Here is a 19,003-nt window from a genome sequence, read left to right on the forward strand (position 1 = left end):
TTATGTAAATACCATAACAGCCTGTGAATAAAATGACAGTTGTAAATCGTAAAATTTAAATTCATTTGTACAATTTGAATTCATAATTTATAAAAAGAAGTTTTTGAATTTAAAAAAGTTACCCACAGCCAACCAAAGTCTTTTTTCTTGTAGAAATTACGCCAAATAATTTGAATTCAAAGTTTCACCCAAAATATAGACAGAAAGTTATCCACACCTTCACTCGATCATATCTCCTACTGGGCTGATTTCTGTAATATCTTCGCATTGCAAACGGGTATTGCCTTGTGGCGTTTGAGTTAAGCGATCTGACGTTTTCCATTGCGTTGAAAATTGTTGTTTTAACGCTTTACTCACCTGTGATGGTTTTCCTTTAAAAACAATATAATAAGCATCACTTTGTTCTATCGCATAGCCTTTTGTCCATACTGAAATTTTAATCACAGGCAATGTAAATTGATTAAAATTCACTGAAAAATCAGTCTGTTGACCATATTTTGTGGGATATGTTTTAACAGCGTTTATCCCACGATAATTCGCATCATTCAATATGAATCGTTGCCCTTTAAGTACAGGTTTATTTTCACTTTTTTGAGCACTGTAATAGTTCAACAAAAAATCCTGCATTGGATTTGGAGATTCACAATTGATCGCATCCAGTGTTAATAATGTCTGAACTTGGATACTTTCTTCTGCAAAAATACTCTGTATGCAGAATGCATTGATACAAATCAGGATTGTGGATATCTTTTTATTCATTCTGGCTCTTCGTTTTTTATTTTCATGATTTAAATTCAAATTTTTTGAATTCAAATTAATCTCTATTGCATTTCCTAGAATCTAAGTTATTTAAATAGGCTGTGGATAAATAAATTTTCCACAAAAAATTGCCCTGCTCTATTTTTAAATTCAAATCAAATTTTTATAGTTTAAATTTAAAAATATCTCTCAATTCAACCGATTTTGAAGGTGAATTATGCACTTAATTTGATTATTTTAATTGTGCTTTTCGGTGAAATACAGCGCTTTTCGATCAAAGGAAAAGTGCAGGACAGGCATCATACAGAACTAAAAATAATAAAAAAGCGGTCATTTGAATGACCGCTTTTTTAACGCGCAATTTTTCGCTTAGATGCTCATATCTTCGCTTAACGCCAACGGATTCGGTAGAATCTTCGCCAATTGACGGCATAAAGCCGTCAATTCAGCGCTGTCATTCGGCATTAACGTAATATGACCGATCTTACGACCTTCACGTTCAGTTTTATTGTAAAGGTGCATGTGCGCGCCTTTTAACGCCAAAACATCTTCAGATTTTGGATATTGACCAATGATATTCACCATCACGGTTGGGCGAACTACTTCAGTTGAACCGAGCGGTAAACCAGCCACAGCACGAATATGATTTTCAAACTGTGAGCAGATCGCACCTTCAATCGACCAATGCCCTGAGTTATGCACACGTGGCGCCATCTCATTGGCATATAAGCCTTTTTCTGTTACGAATAACTCAAGTGTCAGTACACCGACATAGTTTAAATGGTTCAATAAACGTGTGATGTAATCCTGTGCCACAGGCTGTAAATCTGTGCTGTTTGGCGCAGGTACAATCGAGTGCGACAAGATACCATTGTGATGATGATTTTCAGCCAAAGGCCAAGTTTTCACATCACCATCAATACCACGTACGGCAATGATTGACACTTCACGTGAGAAAGTCACAAAACTTTCCGCTATCAATTCACCCGCAGGGCCCAGTTCAGCCCAAGCCTGATCAATTTGATCTGCTGTACGCAATACAAACTGACCTTTGCCATCATAACCACCACGTGAGGTTTTCAGGACAATTGGTAAATCGAGCTGTTCAACCGCTGCTTTTAATTCATCGAGTGAAGTCACCGCTTTATACGGCGCAACAGGGATCGCAAGCTCATCAAACAGTGCTTTTTCAGACAAACGATGTTGTGCGATCGCCAAAGCCTGACGTGGCGGATGTAAATCTTTTTGTTTGGTCAAAACATCGACATCGATTAACGGTGTATTTTCAAACTCAAGGCTGAATACATCTGCGCTGGCAATAAAATCTTGCAAGCCATTTTCTGCTTTGGTTGAAAATACTTGACCTAATGCAGCAGATGGACAATCTTGGCTGGCTTCAAAAAAGGTGCATTGAATATTTAGGGGCAGGGCAGCTTGTGCCATCATTCGACCCAATTGACCACCACCAAAAATACCGATGGTTTTATTCATAATCTGTGTCCTGTTTTTCGCTTGGCTTGACTGACTGAATATGAAACTGACTCAATAAAAAATCAGTCGATCTTAAATTTGACCTGGAATATTTTTGCTCGCCACTTTATCAGTTTGCGCAGCACGGAATTCCGCAACATTTTTTGCAATTTCTGGACGTGTCAAACCTAAAATCTGTGCTGCCATAATTGCCGCATTGGTTGCACCCGCAGGGCCAATCGCCAATGTACCCACTGCAATACCCGCTGGCATTTGCACGATAGAAAGCAAAGAATCTACGCCATTCAAAATAGAAGATTTAACTGGAACACCCAATACAGGAAGATCAGTTTTTGCCGCACACATACCTGGTAAATGCGCCGCACCACCTGCACCTGCAATAATCACTTGAATACCACGTTCACGTGCAGTTTCAGCATATTCAAATAAGCGGTCTGGCGTACGATGCGCAGAAACAACTTCGGCTTCAAAAGGGACACCAAGCTGTTTAAGCATATTGGCAGTGTTTTCGAGAGTCGCCCAATCAGATTGAGAACCCATGATAATTCCAACTAAAGGAGCGTCTTGTACAGCGGCCGCATTCATTGCATATATTCCGTAAACGAATGTAAGGAAGTTTAAAAACTGATGATCAGTGTTTAAATGAATATCAAGAAGCTCGCTATTATAGACTGATTTTTCAGCTCAAGAAAATTTTACAGATAGAGCAGGGCGATATTTTCATTATTTTTTTAGCGAATAGGAATAATTTGGATTGAACTAGGCAATAACATTGAAATTAATTAAGATAGAACAACAACATCTGCAAGAAAATATACAATGAAAAAACTTCTCAGTATTCTTACCCTAGCACTCTGCGCGACTCAGAGCTATTCAGCATTGGTTAATTTAAACACCAATGAATTCAATACAACTTTTAAAAATCTCAATAAAGAAAAAGGCTATATGGGTGAGATCAAAAGTTCTGCACTCACTGGTGGGACGCATGAAAAATTTATCGTGACAGGGAAAAAGGTCACTTATGACAAAGAACCCATTGCCATGACAGGATATTATGTTGGCCCAACTGAGATTGGCAATACCTATTCTATTGCTGAATACCATGTGTATTGCGAAGACCAAGCCTATAATACGGTGATTTCAGGATTTGAGCCGAATGGCGAATTATCTTTTACAACTTTAGATACAGATTATGCCTTTGATTACGAAGATCCAACTGATCGGGATAAGAAGTTTTCACAGATCCTCAAAAAAGCATGTAAATACAAAATAGATTGAGTTTTGACTCATTACTATCATCATTTTAAATCTAAGCGTTGATGTTTCAAATGATGCATCAACGCGTTTAGCGAATCTTCATGTTTTACTGACTTCTAAAGACAAAATAAACACAGCCCAGTAAACATAAACCTGCCCATAAATAATCAAGCTTAAAAGGTTGTTTAAATAGAAAAATCATAAAGGGAACAAAGACTAAAAGTGTCACCACTTCTTGGGTAATTTTCATCTGTCCCATCGACCAACCATGTGTTGCCAATAAACGCGTCGCGGGAATCATAAAACTGTATTCAAGTAAGGCAATGATCCAACTCAATAAAATGGCTTTCCACAAAGGCGCATCATGCGGTAAAAATTTTAAATGACCATACCATGCCAAGGTCATAAAACAGTTGGAAATAATGAGAAGTAAAAGAGGGAGAGATAAAGCCATTTTTAGCTCAGATTTTTAGGATGATTATAGATTACACTGCTAATGTCCATCATAATAAATACTAGAGAAAAAATTATTAAAATATGCATTTACTGTTGAACTATCGTTCAGTTAGAGAATATATAGGGAGTAATTAATTGTTAAAAATACTGGAAAAATTACTGTCAAGAAAAGTAAATGCAGACATGCTATTTCTTTCAGAATTATTAACTTACAAAGGTGAAAGTCAAATTTTATTGGTCAACTATTTTGATCAAGTTACACTAGACTATTCACTACACAGCTTAACTTTTATAGATGAATATTTACTGCTTATTCGACAATATTTTATCGAAACTAAATTAAAAAAACTGAATGAAGAAGAACATCAACATTTTATTCAAGATATTGTCACTATCTCTTTAAGAATTGGTGCATATGTAGGTGAAACTATCCGTGAAAATGATCAAAAACAACAATGGTATTGGATTAAATCAAACAAGAAGAGAAAACTAAATCCAATTTTGCTTAAGGTGACGCAATCTGATCCTAAACATTCTAGTGCAATATTAACCAATGGAACACTCTATGAATTTCCAATGAATATCGTGATTGACTTAATTACGCTCCCGCACAAAGAAAAAAATACGCTATCTCACTATGTGGATGAAGTTTTAAATTTAACAAGTCACTCGATTTAAAACATATCTATTTTACGATACAAGAAAAACTATCTTTTCCCTTAAACCCTTGCTATCGTTGCTTTCAAATCAAATGAATCACGACAACACCACAACAACAAAGTGATGTGTCTAAAAGAAGTGGAGTGAGAACAAATGCATCTGCATATCTTGGGTATCTGTGGCACCTTTATGGGTTCTTTGGCGTTATTGGCGCGTGATTTAGGACATAAGGTGACAGGTTCAGATGCAAACGTGTATCCACCGATGTCGACCCAATTGGAAAATGCAGGCATTACTTTAATGCAAGGCTATGACCGTAGCCATTTGCAACCACATCCTGATCTAGTGATCGTGGGCAATGCCATGAAACGTGGTATTGATGCCGTAGAATATATGCTGAATGAAGGCTTACCTTATATTTCAGGACCACAATTTCTTGCAGATCATGTTTTACAAGGCAAACACGTACTTGGCGTCGCAGGAACACATGGTAAAACTACAACCACAACCATGTTGGCATGGGTACTCGATCAAGCGGGTTTAAATCCAGGTTTCTTAATCGGTGGCGTTCCTTTAGGTTTCAGTGAAAGCGCTCGTTTAGGTGGTGGTAAATACTTCTGTGTAGAAGCAGACGAATACGATTCAGCTTTCTTCGACAAACGTTCTAAGTTCGTACATTACCATCCTAAAACAGCGATTTTAAATAATTTAGAATTTGATCACGCTGATATTTTCGATGACTTAGCAGCGATTCAAAAACAATTCCATCATTTAGTTCGCACCATTCCAAGTGAAGGTCGCATTATTGCGCCAATCACTGAAACCAATATTGATGAAGTATTGGAAATGGGTTGTTGGACACCTGTAGTTCGTACATCTTTAGATGCCAATGACACAGCTGAAGTTTATGCAGAACAACTCTCTGCCGATGGTTCACATTTCAAAGTACTTCAACACGGCGTTGTGAAAGGTGAAGTGAAATGGACAATGACAGGACAACACAGTGTTGCCAATGCTTTAGCGACTATTGCTGCTGCTGAACATGTCGGTGTTTCGATTGAAACTGCATGTGAAGCATTGTCGAATTTTGGCGGTGTAAAACGCCGTATGGAACTTTTGGATACGGTTAAGGGCATCGAAGTCTATGATGACTTTGCACATCACCCAACGGCAATTGATACCACACTTGAAGGCGCGCGCAAGCGTTTAGGTGAACGTAAACTGTGGGCGATTATTGAGCCACGTTCAAACACCATGCGTATGGGCTCACACAAAGATGGTTTGGCACATTCTGCACGTTTGGCAGATGAAGTAATTTGGTATCAACCTGAAGGCTTAGATTGGGATTTGCAGCCTGTTATTGATGCTGCACCGAATAAAGCGGTGATTGCACGTACTTTGGATGACATCATCCAAACTATCGTCACAGAAGCAGGCGAGGGCGATGCAGTCGTGATCATGTCAAATGGTGGTTTTGGTGGCTTACATCAAAAATTACTTACTGCGTTGAGAGCCAGATAAGTTCTGGATCCAGATCAACCCGCGAAAGCGGGTTTTTTAACATATAGTTGATTCTAAAATATTTAATTCTTCTAAATTATTTTCAATAATCTTTTCCATTACATCTGGTAAATAATTTAATAAATGTTGAAAATTTAAGTTTTCGACTTTTTTAAAACCATGCTTATCTTCTAGGTACCCAATAATTTTATTTAATTCATCTGTATGAATTTTCGTAATAGGATCTTCTAATTTATAAAGATGAAATCCTGACAGATGTATAAATCTACTACCGAATTCATACACATTATTCGCCCACCCTAGATTGTTTGGAATATTCTTCTTCATCTCTGCATCACTTATCCTTTTATTCAGTCCCCAAAGTCCTTTCTCTACAGATTTTGTAATTATTTCAATTTTTTTATTGTTATCTTCTAAAACATTTAGATAATTAAGTCTTATTAATGTGTCCAACTCTTGCCTTAAAAGCCCAATACAAACACCATATAATTGCTTATCAAACAATAACTCAAATGCTTTATAATTTTCTTTCGTTCTTTCAGTAACTTGCATACTAAATTTCTCTAAATCAGACATTTTTACCTTATCCCTTTTGATATTTGACTAATAAATTTCAAATTCATTCAGCTTCACCCAACCTTCCACCATTTCATTTTCTAAATCCTGCCGCTTACTGTAATACATGACATAAACCCACTCTTGATGCGCTTTATCTTTATACAAATCATAAGCAGTGACACTATCTCCATGAATAATAAATAAACCTTTAATTTTACATTCAGCCAAAGGTGCTGAATGGAAATACACTCGTTGTTTAGATTGAACGACTAATCCCCAACGTGGAACGATTGGAACAGCTTGCTTTTCAACTTGTTCATTCATTTTTGAACAATCTATAGCAAATGCAAAATGTGCACTTAAAAGCAATGTGAATCCTAAAATTAGCTGTTTCAACATTACTCAATACCTCTTTTAATATTGAACATATTTTATTTTGCTACCGCAACATAATCATCTAACTTTTTAAAATCCTTTAATTTTACCCAGCCTTCAACCAAATCGTCACTATCATCGGCATCATGCTCGGTATTGATATACATCACATAGACCCATTTTTCTTGTGCTTTATCGGTATAAAGTGAATAAGCAATGACATGATCATTTTGAATAAGATAATCATCCACCATTTTACATACCGCTTTAGGTGCAGAATGGAAATACACCCGCTGTTTAGATATAACTGACAATTCCCAACGTGGCTGAATTTCTTGCTCATATGAATATGTTTTTAAGTCCGAAACTAAACAATCCTAAGCAAAAATCAATGATGAATTCAAACTCAATAAGCTGATAAACAGCATTTTTTTAAACATTTTTAATCTTCTAACCGAATTTCTATAACGCTTTTACTATATTTCATCGTTCTTATGTTAAATATCACGATAGATTCTAAAATATGGTGCCCTTTTGTGAAAACGTCACAAGTTGGATAATTTTATCGCGTTTTATATGCTGGCTCACTATTGTCTATTTTCAATAATAGATTGACGAAATCCTGAATATTTTCATTATTTAACTGATAAGGCTGAAACTTTTCTAAACCAAGTTTTGCAAAAAAACGAGAAATTTTTGTAGAGTCTTTGACATATTTCATCGACCATTTTGAAAAATATAACTGTTTCAATGGCTGATCTGGAAAACGATGTAAATTTATATGTCTTTGATCATTTGAGATTCTTCCATATAAATCATCTAATACAGCCTGTTGTCCTTCTAAACACTGAAAAAAAACACCTTCAGAATAATACAGCACACCATAAATTTGATGTTCCTGATTAAATTGTCTTGCCGTAGACAAAATATCACTGAGATCTTCTAATAAATTTTTATCATGCTCCACTCGCGTACTGACATAACAGAGTCTAATAAACATGCTATTTCCTTTATTTATATCATTCTAATTTAATGTGTTTTAGATTTAATTTTTGATTCAATCATTTTCTTCTAAACTCAAATATACAAGAACTTTCCCTGAATAAAAAGCCCATTTACACAGCGCGTATATGCAATCGGTCATCTCAAAAAAATAGCCCAACATATGGGCTATTTATCTTTAAACTTACTTAACTTTTTATATTACGCCACGACATCTGAAAAACTTTTCTCACGGCGAAACATCACTTCAACATAGGAACAAGTCGGCACAATTTTAAGCTGTTTCTTACGTGCAAAATCAACTAAAACATCCAATAATTGGCGTGCCATACCTTGACCACGAAGTGAATCATCTACCCATGTATGGTTGGCAATAATTTTTTGCTCTCCACTCCAGACATAACTGATCTCAGCAATCCGTTTGCCTTGCTCATTGTCGAGGTAAAATTCACCATTGTGTTGATTATCTACATGTTGGAATTGCATCATTATTTCTCATCATTCTTTATGGCACATTCCAACTGTAACAAAGTGATCTTAAGATTTCAAAACATCACGAATCGATGGATCTTTATCAAACACAGATTTGGCAAAAGGGCATAAAGGAATAATTTGGATATTTTTTTGACGTGCCATATCAACCACTTGATCAAGTAGTTTGCGCCCAACACTTTGACCACGTAATTCATCTTCAACCGTAGTATGATCAATGATCAGCATGGTTTCACCTGCCCATGTATATGCCATTTCAGCCAAATGGTGATTTTCTTCACCAATATAAAATTCACCCTTTTTACCATTATCTTGATGTTTAATTTCTAACATGGTCATTACTCTTATATTGTTCAATTTTTTAGATTTTAAAAAATGCCACAATTCAATTTGAATTATTGTTAAATTTTGTCGGACAAACTCTAATTTTTTATATCAAAACTCAACTTAACATTTAAAAAAAATCAGCCTAAAATTTAGGACTATTCTTTTAAATTCTTGACTATGTCAGCCTCTACTCCCCAAAACCCTATGCCACAACCTGCTCCCAGTGAAACTCAACAATGGATCAGTGTGATTAGTCTGGCTTTCGCTGCATTTATTTTTAATACCACTGAATTTGTTCCTGTTGCTTTACTTAGTGATATTGGAAATAGCTTTGCCATGCCTGCAACAGATGCAGGCATCATGATCACCCTATATGCATGGGTGGTTGCTCCCATGTCATTACCAATTATGCTGTTAACCAAAAATATTGAACGGCGCTTTTTACTGATCGCACTGTTTTCTGTTTTTGTCGTGAGTCATGTTTTATCTTACTTCTCATGGAGTTTTAATGTGCTGTTGCTGAGTCGTATCGGCATCGCATTCGCTCATGCACTATTTTGGTCAATTACTGCTTCATTGGCGGTGCGGGTTGCGCCAAAAGGCAAAGAATTACAAGCTTTGGGCTTACTCGCCACTGGTACAGCATTGGCAATGGTCTTAGGGATTCCATTTGGGCGAATGATTGGTGAAACCTACGGTTGGCGTAATACTTTTGCGCTGATTGCCATCGGTGCAACGCTTGTGTGCTTTATTTTGGCAAAAACCTTACCCAAATTACCAAGTGTCAATTCGGGGTCACTCAGCAGTCTGAAACTGTTTTGGCAACGCCCTAGCTTGTTGATGGTATTTGCCTTAACCGTGATTGTAGTGACGGCACAATTTACCGCCTATAGCTATATTGAACCATTTGCCTTAAATATTGCACATTTTAGCTCATCACAAACCACAACATTATTGCTAGTTTATGGTGTCACTGGTTTTCTTGGCTCTTATTTATTTGGAAAATTTGCCCGTAAATATCCGAAATTACCAATCCCATTAAGCAGTGCTGTGATTGCAGCTGCCATGTTATTGCTCATTCCACTGTCTACAAACTTCATCAGTTTCAGCGTGATTTGTGGGCTTTGGGGCATGGCAATTATTTGTTTCAGTCTTGCGCAACAAGCCAAAACCTTGGATTTTGCTTCAGATGCAACCGATGTCTCTATGGCGATTCATTCAGGCTTATACAATGTCGGTATCGGTGCAGGTGCTTTGATTGGTGGTCTTGCCACAACAAACTTTGGTTTGAATCAAATCGGTATTGTCGGTGGAATCATTGCAGTGATAGGGACATTATTGGCACTGGTTTTAGTACAGCGTAAAGACTTTTTAACGGGTATTAAATAAACAAATAATTTGCACATTGCTTATAAATATGCGATTCTGTGCGCATATTAAGAAATCAACGATTTCTTTAACCCAATTTGTTGAACAAGGGGAGTAGCCTCCCATCAGACTATCGTCATTACGCATTTTTTCTGATTAAGATAAAAATGCCGGTATCTGAGCATTATCCGCATAAGATAATGTAGGCAAGACCTTGATCATGTTGATACAGATGTTTAATCATCTGGCAACTGATCAAGGTTTTTTTATGCCTGATTGATTGCCAGACTTGGAGAATTTTATGGAATCCATTGGCAATCCATGGCTATATCTGGCGTTCTTTGCCATCGTCAGTGTCATGTTACTGATTGACTTTCTTGGTTTTAAACAAAAAGAAGGGCAAGAAGTCAAAGTCAAAACCGCAGCCTATTGGAGTATTGCATGGGTCACTATTGCAACACTTTTTGGTGGTGGCTTGTGGTTCTATCTACAACAAACAGCAGGCGTGACCATCGCAAATGCAAAAACCATGGAGTATTTTGCAGGTTATTTACTGGAAAAATCCCTCGCAATTGATAATGTATTCGTGTGGATGATGATCTTCGCGGCATTTAGTATTTCGCCTGCATTACAACGTAAATTATTACTTTATGGTGTATTGGGTGCGATCGTTTTAAGAACCATTTTTATCTTTATCGGTGCATGGTTCGTTCAAGAGTTCTCTTGGATTCTCTATCTCTTCGGTGCATTCCTCGTCTATACAGGTTTTAAATTCCTCAAAGGTCAGGAAGAAGAAGACACCAATATCGAAGATATGGCGATTTTAAAATGGTTACGTAAACACATGCGGATCACGCCACAGCTCGAAGGTGGCAAATTCTTTGTTCGTCAAAATGGTGTACTGTGGGCAACCCCATTATTCCTTGTATTGATCTTGGTTGAAGCATCAGATGTGATCTTTGCTGTTGATTCAATCCCTGCGATCTTTGCTGTTACCACTGACCCGTTCATTGTACTCACAGCAAACTTAATGGCAATCTTAGGTCTACGTGCGATGTTCTTCTTACTGTCAGGTGCTGCATCGAAAATGCATTATCTACCCTATGGCTTGGGTCTGATTCTTGTGTTCATCGGCTTTAAGATGCTCATGCTCGATGTGTTCCACATGCCAATTTGGATCTCGTTAAGTTTCATTGTGATTGTCTTGACGATTACTGCAATTCTGTCAATTCGTCATAGTAAAAAATACAACGAAACAACCTTATAAGTTGATTGAAAATACAGAGCCTTCCGAATGGAGGGCTTTTTTATTCCACGTAAAAACAGTAGATTAGTGATACAGCGAAATAAGAGAATAAAATGAACGATGCATGTTTAACCATTAACTTTCAAAGCAAAAATGTATCCATTGATGGACGAGCGATTACTTTAGAAAATTTGATCAATGGGTTATTTCATACTGAATTTAATCAAGAAAAACAGCTTTGGACTATTAAAAATACTTTCAAAATATATGGTCATACGGGCAATAATATCTATGTTGAACAACTGCCAACAGGGCTAAAATTTTTTATTATGCTTTGGGCTGAAGAAGGGCATTTAGTCGATTCTAAAATCGTAAAAAAGCTTAAATCTAAACTCAAAGTTAAAATTGAGCATAATTCTAAAGTATCTATACTCGATACAGCATGGGCAAAAGCATCGCTAGACTATGATATTCGATATAATGGTATTACGCTTATCTTAGAAAACTAATCTATGATTTCTAGTCTATTCCAACGCTCAAAAAACCGTTTAGATTGCACACGCTCTAAGAATACTTCGTGACTCACCAAACAATCATTCCAACGGACTTTAAGTTCAAACAAATCATTTAAACCAAATGGCGCAATGATCTCCAGATCATCATTTTTCAATAATCGTACTGCAATTGCAGTCGCAGTTTCTGGCCAAGTTGCAAGTGCTTCTGCTAATGATGAATATTGTGCAACAGAGCGACCATCATCAGTTGTATACCAAGTATGGACAAAGGCTTGATTGACCACATCCCATGTATTTTCAGGAAACTTTTGACTGAGTAATTGTGTTAATCGTTGCTGTTCATCTTCAATAGCGTTTGTATCATAAAAAATCACATCAATCTCAGTCTGTTCAATGAGATAGTGCTGATCATGCAAAACTGACCACACCATATTGCGAATAACGCCAGCGCTTAAATAAGCAGAAGAATTTATTTCTCTGAGAAATTTTAAACGATGTAAAAATACAGGATGTGCATAGATGATCTGCTTCAAATCTTGTGAATATTTCATGCCTTACCGCCTATCTCGAATGTCTATTTTGAAATAAAACTTTCCAGATGTTTTGAATATCATCCATAACATCAATTTTCAATCAAACATACTTTTTATCTTTTTTTATCCGCTCACAGACTGTACATTCACCCCTCATACTCATATTATACGGCGTATAAAATAATTTTCTTTTTTATCATTTATAAAGCAAATAGATAAAAATTCCGAATGATGTAAGGCAAATCATGCGTTCAAAAAAAATCAGTCTGGTTGTCGTTCCGCTCTTAATCACTGCTTGTAGTAGTAATGACAAACCGCTTGTTCAAGATGTTTACAATAGTCAATATGATTGTTCATATGATTGGAATACAGAACTATGTGAAGAAGAGCAAACCACGACATCTTCAAGTAGTTCACATGGCGGTGGATATTATTATGGTGGTTCAGGCACACGCTATGTCGGACCACAGTATTATGATGGCAATCGAAAAGTGAACTATTTAGGTCGTAAAGTTGAGCCTTCGACCAATCTCAGTGTGGGACAACCCTTTGTTTCCCAAGTTAGTAAAAGTAGTAGTAAATCCTCACCTGTCCGTGGTGGCTTTGGTCGTAGTGGCTTCTCTTTTGGTGGATAATTTACACGTTTTACCCCCTCTATATTTAATGTTTAAGCTTTCACTATTCTCCTAATATCTTATGAAAAGAAAACGCTTCCAAGCACGTCCCGACTGGCAACAACAACATGAGCAAATCGGTTTTGATTATTACAATCTCCCATCATTAGATGGCTCGATTTATTGGTCAGAAGGCGTGGCTTATGAGTTTACTTTAAAGCAAATAGAGCAACTTGAAGATGCCTCCAATGAACTGCATCAAATGTGTATGCAAGTGGCTGGAGAAATGATTCAAAAGGGCAACTATCCTGACTATTTTCAGATTCCGCAGGCAGCAATTCCACTGATTGAACATTCATGGCATCATCAAGCACCGATGCTCTATGGACGTTTTGACTTTGCCTACGATGGTCATCAGATCAAAATGTTGGAATACAATGCCGATACTCCGACAGGTTTACTTGAAGCTTCTGTTGCACAATGGCATTGGATTGAACAAGTTGAAAATATTCCGCATCGTGATCAGTTCAACAGCATTCATGAAGATTTGATCAAGCGCTGGAAAACCATTTTTCCTCGTGGCTCACATATTCATTTTGCAGCTTGCCAAGAAGCAGGGCGTGAGGATTGGGGCAATCTCGAATATTTAATGGATACAGCGTTCCAAGCAGGGCATAAAGTTTCTGAACTCTCCATGGAAAATATCGGTTGGGATGGGCAAAATTTCCTTGATCTAAATGATCAAAATATCCAAAACCTATTCAAACTTTACCCATGGGAATGGGTTTGGGAAGAAAACTTTTCACAATATTTAAAGCCTGAGACCAATTGGGTTGAGCCGTGCTGGAAAATGCTCTTGTCGAATAAGGCAATCTTAGTTGAACTGTGGAAGAAGTTTCCCAATCATCCTTTATTACTCGAATCGCATGCTTTTAAAAACGATATGCAGTTGCAAGGGAAATGGGCAAAAAAACCGATTTTAGCCCGTGAAGGCGCCAATATTCGTGTGGTTCAGGACAATGTCGATCAAGGTGCAGCTTCAGGCAGTTTCTATTTCGATGATTATGATAAATATGGTTACATCGCGCAGAAATGGGTAGAGACACCATTGTTTGATGGCAAATTACCTACGCTTGGTTTATGGATGGTTGGACACACTTGTGCAGGCATGTCGATCCGTGAAGATGAGTTCGATATTATTGGCAATGATGCACATTTTGCGGCGCATTATTTTGTAGAATAGCACTCAAATTTAAGTACACATTCTTTATCGTGAAATGAATCATTGGAATATGTTTTATATTATTTGAACTCTTTCAATGCCTCCTCTGAATCAGTCTTAAAGGTTTACCAACAGCAAGTGGAGTGGCTATTCCATTACAAAATTTTATTGTCCCTTCGATTTTTATCTGTATAGGGCTATTTGTCATTTTCTTTAAAAATACTGATGATGAAATGTGAAGCCGCATTTCCAAATTTAAAAATTCAGCATTGTTTCAAAACTGATGAAATAAAAAGCAACACTGTTAATCTTGTAATTAATTTAAATAATCCACTAGATTATTGATAAGTAAATTTAATAAATCTAAGAGAATATTCATTCTCCAAAGCAATGAAAAATAACTTAACCCATCACATTCAATTCCAAAAGTGATCGTGGTTTTTAATGAATAAAAAGGAAAATTCTGATGTCAGAACAAGCTATTGTTGAGATTTTCAAGAAGAATGTTTTAGGAAAGCGCGCTGATTCCAGTCAATATAATACCAACCATGACGGTAAAGTCGGTCATTGGTTAGAAAAGCAAATGGGGATTAAACCCAATGCAAAAGCAGAAGCCGATCTAATGGGTTTTGAAATGAAAAACCAGACTTCAATCAAAACCACCTTTGGGGATTGGAGTCCAACTTATTTTATTTTCAATGACCCGCATATTATTCAATGGAATACTGGTGAAAATGCGCTTACCCGACGCAATAAGTACTTTTTACCTACTTTTGGAAAACCCAATGAGGATAAAGATAACCGTTTATCTTGGTCGGGCAGTGCTATTCCTAAAATTAACCAAAGAAATCAATATGGTTGTATCCTAAAAGTAACAGCACACAATCATATTGAAATTCAATATAGCTATTCCTTTGACAATCGAACCCACAAATCAACACTCGTCCCTGAAGAATTTAAGAAAGATGATCTGGTGATTGCCCGTTGGAGTGCAGACAAAATGCGTCAAAGGGTCAATCAAAAATTTAATCAGAATGGTTGGTTTAGATGTAAAACCGATGATTCAGGAAAATATGTAGCGATTGAGTTCGGTGAACCATTATCTTTTGAAAAATGGATCCGACTCGTCAAACAAGGCGTGATCTTTTTTGATTCTGGCATGTATGAATCAAATCGTCGCCCCTACAGTCACTGGCGAGCAAGTAATTCACTTTGGGATGCATTGGTCGTTCGATCTTACTAATTTTTCTAACGTATAAAGCGCTTTAACCTTAAATTAAAGCGCTTTATTTTTAATATGTTATAAAAATATTAGATCGTATGTTCAGCCACACGTTTCATGTATTTATTTAAACGGGTAAAGAAGAGTACTTGAAGAAAAATCGTAAATGCAGATACACACCACTCATACCATAGATCAAATGCCGTGTTTTCAAGTTGAAAATATTGGTAAATTCCCAATAAAACCAAACCAAAAGCAATCCCTGCTACCGTTGTTTGTAGAAGAATAGGGAAAGAAAGTGCTGTGATTCTATTCATAAAATGCACACCATTGTCACCGCCATTCGCAACATAGCAACGCTGAATCCCAATGAACATGATCACTAATGTCAGGAGGCATTCTAAACCAATCACACGGACATCATAATAAGGTGAATACATTCCGTAGTAATACACGGCGCTGACCACCAATGCTGCGATTAAATAATAGTTTTTATAATGGCGCTTTTCTAAAGTATCTTCTGATAATTCATGCGCAAGGGCTTTAGTATTCCAAAAATACATAAATATTATTGTCTCTTATTTCATCATTTGCCGACACTGTACCGATTCTTGATGTAAAGATAAAGTCATCTACACAAATAATCATTGACTGATATTTTGAATCGAACATCCATTCAAAAATTTAAATTTAAGCGATTCAAAAATATCAATATTCCATCTTCAATGTAAATAGAGCTAAAACCACGTACAGCGTCATCTTGATCTTTAGGGTACAATCAACTGAAAAAAGTCAAAACGCAGGTTAAAAATGTCTTCTGTAATTGCAACGACAGCGATTCGTGGTCGTTTCCTTGATATTCAGAATACAGTTGCCCAAGCGCGTGAAATACACGACCAAGTGCGATATGTAGAAGATGGTCTACTCATTACTCAAAACGGCAAAATTAGTTGGTTTGGAGAATGGGAAGCAGGTCAACAGCACATTCCCGAAAATACGCAAATTGAACATTATCCTGAGCAACTGATTGTGCCAGGATTTATTGATACGCATATCCATTTCCCACAAACTGAAATGGTGGGCGCTTACGGCGAACAGCTTTTAGAATGGTTAAATACCTATACTTTTCCTACTGAAATTCAATTTGCCGATAAAAACTATGCCGATCAAATCGCGCATTTTTTTGTTCAAGAACTCTTAAAAAATGGTACAACCACAGCACTGGTTTTCTGTACCGTCCATCCACAATCTGTCAATGCATTATTTGAAGCAGCAGAACGCCACCAAATGCGTTTAATCGCAGGTAAAGTGATGATGGATCGTCATGCACCTGAAGCACTGACAGACACAGCAGAAAGCGCTTATACCGACTCTAAAGCTTTGATTGAGAAATGGCATGGTAAAGGACGTAATCTCTACGCGATCACTCCACGCTTCGCACCAACGTCTACACCTGAGCAATTGGCAAAAGCAGGGCAGCTCAAAGCTGAATATCCCGATGTCTATGTGCATACCCATTTAAGTGAAAATAAAAATGAAATTGCTTGGGTCAAAGAATTATTTCCTGAACAAAAAGGCTATTTGGATGTTTATCATCACTATGGCTTAACAGGGGAGCGATCTGTTTTTGCCCATTGTGTGCATTTGGAAGAACATGAGTGGGATTGTATGCATGATACTGATTCTGCGATTGCATTTTGTCCTACCTCAAATTTATTCCTTGGTAGTGGCTTATTTCCATTGAAAAAAACATGGGAAAAACAAGTCAAAGTCGGTTTAGGTACTGACATTGGCGCAGGGACTTCATTTAGCCAGTTACAAACCATCAATGAAGCCTATAAAGTTCAACAGCTACAAGCTGATAAACTGTCAGCGATGGAATCGCTTTATCATGCAACACTCGGTGGTGCAAAAGCACTGCATTTGGATGATAAGCTTGGTAATTTTAATATCGGGAAAGAAGCCGATTTTGTCGTGCTGAATCTGAAAGCCACAGCATTACAAACCTTACGCCAACAACGTGCCAAGAATATTGAAGATGCATTATTTGCCTTATTTACCATGGGCGATGATCGCAATATTCAAGCCACGTATATTTATGGTCAAAAAGCTTATGAGCAAGTCTAAAGATGATCAACCGCCTAAAAGATCAAAGCAGAAATTGATTCTGATCGGCGTGGTTTTTGTGGCGTGTGCTTTACTCCTTAAGCGCGACGCACACTAAAACTTGACTTTGAAAATGTGAAAATTACATATCCAATTGTCAAAAAAGATGCATCTTGAGCTGATATGTTTTAAAATTGATGCATCTTTTAGGTGTTGCTGGTCAACGCCTTTTTTATTTTAGAATTTGCTGTTTAGTTTTAGGTATTTCCCATGACTGTTGAAATGAAAGTAATGATTTCTGCTGAAGAAATTCATGCAAAAGTTCAAGAACTTGGTAAAAAAATTGATGCGCATTATGCCAATAGCGACAAAGAACTGGTTTTAATCGGTTTATTGCGTGGTTCAGTTATTTTTATGGCTGATTTATGTCGTGCAATCACTAAAACTCACGAACTCGACTTTATGACAGTTTCAAGCTATGGCGGTGGTACAACATCGAGCCGTGATGTCAAAATTCTCAAAGATTTAGATGGTGAAATTCGTGGTAAAGATGTCTTAATCGTAGAAGACATCATCGACTCAGGCAACACATTGAGCAAAGTATTAGACATCCTTAGTACACGCGAGCCTAACTCTATTGAGCTGTGTACTTTAGTCAGCAAACCTTCACGCCGTGAGATTGATTTAGAGGTTAAATTCTTAGGCTTTGAAGTTGAAGATAAATTTATCGTTGGTTATGGCTTAGACTATGATCAAAAATACCGCCATATTCCTTTTATTGGTGAAGTTGGTCTTTAAGCTGAATTCAAAAAATTTATAGACCTAAATTTTCTAAGCGACTTCGGTCGCTTTTTTAATATCTGGAATTTTAAAATGAACAAAAATGCAACAACTTTTAGCATATCTAGGCTATTTCAAAACTCTAAAATATTTGAATATAGAAAGAGTTAACTTGAATAACGCAATTACGCTTAGCAATAGAAAGAAAGGAGAAATCTTATGATGTCATTAATCGGTGCCATTATCATTGGTTTTTTTGCAGGTCTGATTGCTCGCGCAATCCATCCTGGTGATGACAAAGCTGGCTTTCTAGTGACAACTGCATTGGGGATCATTGGCTCTTTAGTTGCAACTTATGGGGGACAATTTCTGGGTCTATATAAAAATGGGGCATCGGCAGGATTTATCGCTTCTGTGGTCGGTGCGATCATCGTGTTATTTATCTATAACTTTGTTTCAAAACGCACTTAATTCAAAACTTTTAAAGATCAGCAAAAAG

Annotated in this window: 24 protein-coding genes; 12 read left to right on the forward strand and 12 right to left on the reverse strand. The window is 36.9% G+C overall.

Annotation, left to right across the window (positions count from 1 at the left end; all coding sequences use genetic code 11):
- Positions 1 to 219: 219 nt before the first annotated feature.
- The 3 genes from BEN71_RS18925 to purE all read right to left on the reverse strand — a co-directional run bounded on the left by BEN71_RS18925 (position 220) and on the right by purE (position 2,835).
- A complete protein-coding gene (locus BEN71_RS18925; protein WP_068974188.1) occupies positions 220 to 759 on the reverse strand; it encodes a hypothetical protein in 540 nt (179 codons plus the stop codon).
- Positions 760 to 1,128: 369 nt separating this feature from the next.
- A complete protein-coding gene (locus BEN71_RS18930) occupies positions 1,129 to 2,250 on the reverse strand; it encodes a 5-(carboxyamino)imidazole ribonucleotide synthase (RefSeq protein ID WP_068974187.1) in 1,122 nt (373 codons plus the stop codon).
- 72 nt (positions 2,251 to 2,322) lie between these two features.
- The gene (gene purE, locus BEN71_RS18935) at positions 2,323 to 2,835 is read right to left on the reverse strand and encodes a 5-(carboxyamino)imidazole ribonucleotide mutase (protein ID WP_068974186.1); all 513 of its coding nucleotides are present in this window, start codon (positions 2,833 to 2,835) and stop codon (positions 2,323 to 2,325) included.
- A gap of 234 nt (positions 2,836 to 3,069) precedes the next feature.
- On the opposite strand from purE, the gene BEN71_RS18940 reads away from it, so the two are divergent.
- Positions 3,070 to 3,528 carry a hypothetical protein gene (locus tag BEN71_RS18940; protein WP_068974185.1) on the forward strand — a complete coding sequence of 153 codons (459 nt, stop codon included), beginning with the start codon at positions 3,070 to 3,072 and terminating at the stop codon, positions 3,526 to 3,528.
- 85 nt (positions 3,529 to 3,613) lie between these two features.
- On the opposite strand, the gene BEN71_RS18945 is transcribed toward BEN71_RS18940, so the two are convergent.
- Complete coding sequence (locus tag BEN71_RS18945; RefSeq protein WP_068974184.1) at positions 3,614 to 3,961, reverse strand: DMT family protein; 348 nt, start codon at positions 3,959 to 3,961, stop codon at positions 3,614 to 3,616.
- A gap of 137 nt (positions 3,962 to 4,098) precedes the next feature.
- Between BEN71_RS18945 and BEN71_RS18950 the strand changes: the two genes are divergently transcribed.
- Positions 4,099 to 4,641: a hypothetical protein gene (locus BEN71_RS18950; protein WP_130132140.1), complete on the forward strand. Its 543-nt coding sequence runs from the start codon at positions 4,099 to 4,101 to the stop codon at positions 4,639 to 4,641.
- 135 nt (positions 4,642 to 4,776) lie between these two features.
- Positions 4,777 to 6,144 (forward strand): UDP-N-acetylmuramate:L-alanyl-gamma-D-glutamyl-meso-diaminopimelate ligase, encoded by a 1,368-nt coding sequence (mpl, locus tag BEN71_RS18955; protein WP_068974182.1) that lies wholly within the window; start codon positions 4,777 to 4,779, stop codon positions 6,142 to 6,144.
- Positions 6,145 to 6,180: 36 nt separating this feature from the next.
- On the opposite strand, the gene BEN71_RS18960 is transcribed toward mpl, so the two are convergent.
- The 6 genes from BEN71_RS18960 to BEN71_RS18985 all read right to left on the reverse strand — a co-directional run bounded on the left by BEN71_RS18960 (position 6,181) and on the right by BEN71_RS18985 (position 8,904).
- The gene (locus tag BEN71_RS18960) at positions 6,181 to 6,720 is read right to left on the reverse strand and encodes a hypothetical protein (RefSeq protein ID WP_068974181.1); all 540 of its coding nucleotides are present in this window, start codon (positions 6,718 to 6,720) and stop codon (positions 6,181 to 6,183) included.
- A 27-nt stretch (positions 6,721 to 6,747) separates the two neighbouring features.
- The gene (locus BEN71_RS18965; RefSeq protein WP_068974180.1) at positions 6,748 to 7,101 is read right to left on the reverse strand and encodes a hypothetical protein; all 354 of its coding nucleotides are present in this window, start codon (positions 7,099 to 7,101) and stop codon (positions 6,748 to 6,750) included.
- A gap of 32 nt (positions 7,102 to 7,133) precedes the next feature.
- Complete coding sequence (locus BEN71_RS18970) at positions 7,134 to 7,391, reverse strand: hypothetical protein (protein WP_227542640.1); 258 nt, start codon at positions 7,389 to 7,391, stop codon at positions 7,134 to 7,136.
- A gap of 248 nt (positions 7,392 to 7,639) precedes the next feature.
- Positions 7,640 to 8,077, reverse strand: coding sequence for a BLUF domain-containing protein (locus BEN71_RS18975; RefSeq protein ID WP_068974179.1), 438 nt, complete (start codon positions 8,075 to 8,077; stop codon positions 7,640 to 7,642).
- Positions 8,078 to 8,280: 203 nt separating this feature from the next.
- Complete coding sequence (locus BEN71_RS18980; RefSeq protein ID WP_068974206.1) at positions 8,281 to 8,565, reverse strand: GNAT family N-acetyltransferase; 285 nt, start codon at positions 8,563 to 8,565, stop codon at positions 8,281 to 8,283.
- 51 nt (positions 8,566 to 8,616) lie between these two features.
- Positions 8,617 to 8,904 carry a GNAT family N-acetyltransferase gene (locus tag BEN71_RS18985; protein WP_068974178.1) on the reverse strand — a complete coding sequence of 96 codons (288 nt, stop codon included), beginning with the start codon at positions 8,902 to 8,904 and terminating at the stop codon, positions 8,617 to 8,619.
- 171 nt (positions 8,905 to 9,075) lie between these two features.
- On the opposite strand from BEN71_RS18985, the gene BEN71_RS18990 reads away from it, so the two are divergent.
- From BEN71_RS18990 to BEN71_RS19000, 3 genes are all read left to right on the forward strand, one after another.
- Positions 9,076 to 10,287, forward strand: a complete 1,212-nt coding sequence (locus BEN71_RS18990; RefSeq protein WP_068974177.1) for a sugar transporter — start codon at positions 9,076 to 9,078, stop codon at positions 10,285 to 10,287.
- Positions 10,288 to 10,567: 280 nt separating this feature from the next.
- Positions 10,568 to 11,533, forward strand: coding sequence for a TerC family protein (locus tag BEN71_RS18995; protein WP_068974176.1), 966 nt, complete (start codon positions 10,568 to 10,570; stop codon positions 11,531 to 11,533).
- A 92-nt stretch (positions 11,534 to 11,625) separates the two neighbouring features.
- Positions 11,626 to 12,021: a hypothetical protein gene (locus BEN71_RS19000; protein WP_068974175.1), complete on the forward strand. Its 396-nt coding sequence runs from the start codon at positions 11,626 to 11,628 to the stop codon at positions 12,019 to 12,021.
- On the opposite strand, the gene BEN71_RS19005 is transcribed toward BEN71_RS19000, so the two are convergent.
- Positions 12,018 to 12,578, reverse strand: a complete 561-nt coding sequence (locus BEN71_RS19005; protein WP_068974174.1) for a nucleotidyltransferase family protein — start codon at positions 12,576 to 12,578, stop codon at positions 12,018 to 12,020. The two genes, BEN71_RS19000 and BEN71_RS19005, sit on opposite strands and share 4 nt — an antisense overlap.
- A gap of 227 nt (positions 12,579 to 12,805) precedes the next feature.
- On the opposite strand from BEN71_RS19005, the gene BEN71_RS19010 reads away from it, so the two are divergent.
- From BEN71_RS19010 to BEN71_RS19020, 3 genes are all read left to right on the forward strand, one after another.
- Positions 12,806 to 13,195 carry a hypothetical protein gene (locus BEN71_RS19010; RefSeq protein ID WP_068974173.1) on the forward strand — a complete coding sequence of 130 codons (390 nt, stop codon included), beginning with the start codon at positions 12,806 to 12,808 and terminating at the stop codon, positions 13,193 to 13,195.
- A gap of 61 nt (positions 13,196 to 13,256) precedes the next feature.
- Positions 13,257 to 14,417, forward strand: coding sequence for a glutathionylspermidine synthase family protein (locus tag BEN71_RS19015; RefSeq protein WP_068974172.1), 1,161 nt, complete (start codon positions 13,257 to 13,259; stop codon positions 14,415 to 14,417).
- 445 nt (positions 14,418 to 14,862) lie between these two features.
- Positions 14,863 to 15,639, forward strand: a complete 777-nt coding sequence (locus tag BEN71_RS19020) for an LlaMI family restriction endonuclease (RefSeq protein WP_068974171.1) — start codon at positions 14,863 to 14,865, stop codon at positions 15,637 to 15,639.
- 68 nt (positions 15,640 to 15,707) lie between these two features.
- Here the strand turns inward: BEN71_RS19020 and BEN71_RS19025 are convergent, their stop codons facing one another.
- The gene (locus tag BEN71_RS19025) at positions 15,708 to 16,181 is read right to left on the reverse strand and encodes a hypothetical protein (RefSeq protein WP_068974170.1); all 474 of its coding nucleotides are present in this window, start codon (positions 16,179 to 16,181) and stop codon (positions 15,708 to 15,710) included.
- A 247-nt stretch (positions 16,182 to 16,428) separates the two neighbouring features.
- On the opposite strand from BEN71_RS19025, the gene guaD reads away from it, so the two are divergent.
- From guaD to BEN71_RS19040, 3 genes are all read left to right on the forward strand, one after another.
- A complete protein-coding gene (gene guaD, locus BEN71_RS19030; RefSeq protein ID WP_068974169.1) occupies positions 16,429 to 17,745 on the forward strand; it encodes a guanine deaminase in 1,317 nt (438 codons plus the stop codon).
- A 249-nt stretch (positions 17,746 to 17,994) separates the two neighbouring features.
- The gene (gene hpt, locus BEN71_RS19035; protein WP_068974168.1) at positions 17,995 to 18,522 is read left to right on the forward strand and encodes a hypoxanthine phosphoribosyltransferase; all 528 of its coding nucleotides are present in this window, start codon (positions 17,995 to 17,997) and stop codon (positions 18,520 to 18,522) included.
- Between the two features lie 201 nt (positions 18,523 to 18,723).
- A complete protein-coding gene (locus BEN71_RS19040) occupies positions 18,724 to 18,975 on the forward strand; it encodes a GlsB/YeaQ/YmgE family stress response membrane protein (RefSeq protein WP_068974167.1) in 252 nt (83 codons plus the stop codon).
- The last annotated feature ends 28 nt before the right edge of the window (positions 18,976 to 19,003 follow it).

The sequence above is a fragment of the Acinetobacter wuhouensis genome (genome assembly GCF_001696605.3).
Classification (GTDB): Bacteria; Pseudomonadota; Gammaproteobacteria; order Pseudomonadales; family Moraxellaceae; genus Acinetobacter; species Acinetobacter wuhouensis.

Coding starts and splice junctions, on each gene's coding strand:
- BEN71_RS18925 (WP_068974188.1), bottom strand. CDS start 759: ATGAATAAAAAGATATCCACAATCCTGATTTGTATCAATGCATTCTGC.
- BEN71_RS18930 (WP_068974187.1), bottom strand. CDS start 2,250: ATGAATAAAACCATCGGTATTTTTGGTGGTGGTCAATTGGGTCGAATG.
- purE (WP_068974186.1), bottom strand. CDS start 2,835: ATGAATGCGGCCGCTGTACAAGACGCTCCTTTAGTTGGAATTATCATG.
- BEN71_RS18940 (WP_068974185.1), top strand. CDS start 3,070: ATGAAAAAACTTCTCAGTATTCTTACCCTAGCACTCTGCGCGACTCAG.
- BEN71_RS18945 (WP_068974184.1), bottom strand. CDS start 3,961: ATGGCTTTATCTCTCCCTCTTTTACTTCTCATTATTTCCAACTGTTTT.
- mpl (WP_068974182.1), top strand. CDS start 4,777: ATGCATCTGCATATCTTGGGTATCTGTGGCACCTTTATGGGTTCTTTG.
- BEN71_RS18960 (WP_068974181.1), bottom strand. CDS start 6,720: ATGTCTGATTTAGAGAAATTTAGTATGCAAGTTACTGAAAGAACGAAA.
- BEN71_RS18965 (WP_068974180.1), bottom strand. CDS start 7,101: ATGTTGAAACAGCTAATTTTAGGATTCACATTGCTTTTAAGTGCACAT.
- BEN71_RS18975 (WP_068974179.1), bottom strand. CDS start 8,077: ATGTTTATTAGACTCTGTTATGTCAGTACGCGAGTGGAGCATGATAAA.
- BEN71_RS18980 (WP_068974206.1), bottom strand. CDS start 8,565: ATGCAATTCCAACATGTAGATAATCAACACAATGGTGAATTTTACCTC.
- BEN71_RS18985 (WP_068974178.1), bottom strand. CDS start 8,904: ATGTTAGAAATTAAACATCAAGATAATGGTAAAAAGGGTGAATTTTAT.
- BEN71_RS18990 (WP_068974177.1), top strand. CDS start 9,076: ATGTCAGCCTCTACTCCCCAAAACCCTATGCCACAACCTGCTCCCAGT.
- BEN71_RS18995 (WP_068974176.1), top strand. CDS start 10,568: ATGGAATCCATTGGCAATCCATGGCTATATCTGGCGTTCTTTGCCATC.
- BEN71_RS19000 (WP_068974175.1), top strand. CDS start 11,626: ATGAACGATGCATGTTTAACCATTAACTTTCAAAGCAAAAATGTATCC.
- BEN71_RS19005 (WP_068974174.1), bottom strand. CDS start 12,578: ATGAAATATTCACAAGATTTGAAGCAGATCATCTATGCACATCCTGTA.
- BEN71_RS19010 (WP_068974173.1), top strand. CDS start 12,806: ATGCGTTCAAAAAAAATCAGTCTGGTTGTCGTTCCGCTCTTAATCACT.
- BEN71_RS19015 (WP_068974172.1), top strand. CDS start 13,257: ATGAAAAGAAAACGCTTCCAAGCACGTCCCGACTGGCAACAACAACAT.
- BEN71_RS19020 (WP_068974171.1), top strand. CDS start 14,863: ATGTCAGAACAAGCTATTGTTGAGATTTTCAAGAAGAATGTTTTAGGA.
- BEN71_RS19025 (WP_068974170.1), bottom strand. CDS start 16,181: ATGTATTTTTGGAATACTAAAGCCCTTGCGCATGAATTATCAGAAGAT.
- guaD (WP_068974169.1), top strand. CDS start 16,429: ATGTCTTCTGTAATTGCAACGACAGCGATTCGTGGTCGTTTCCTTGAT.
- hpt (WP_068974168.1), top strand. CDS start 17,995: ATGACTGTTGAAATGAAAGTAATGATTTCTGCTGAAGAAATTCATGCA.
- BEN71_RS19040 (WP_068974167.1), top strand. CDS start 18,724: ATGATGTCATTAATCGGTGCCATTATCATTGGTTTTTTTGCAGGTCTG.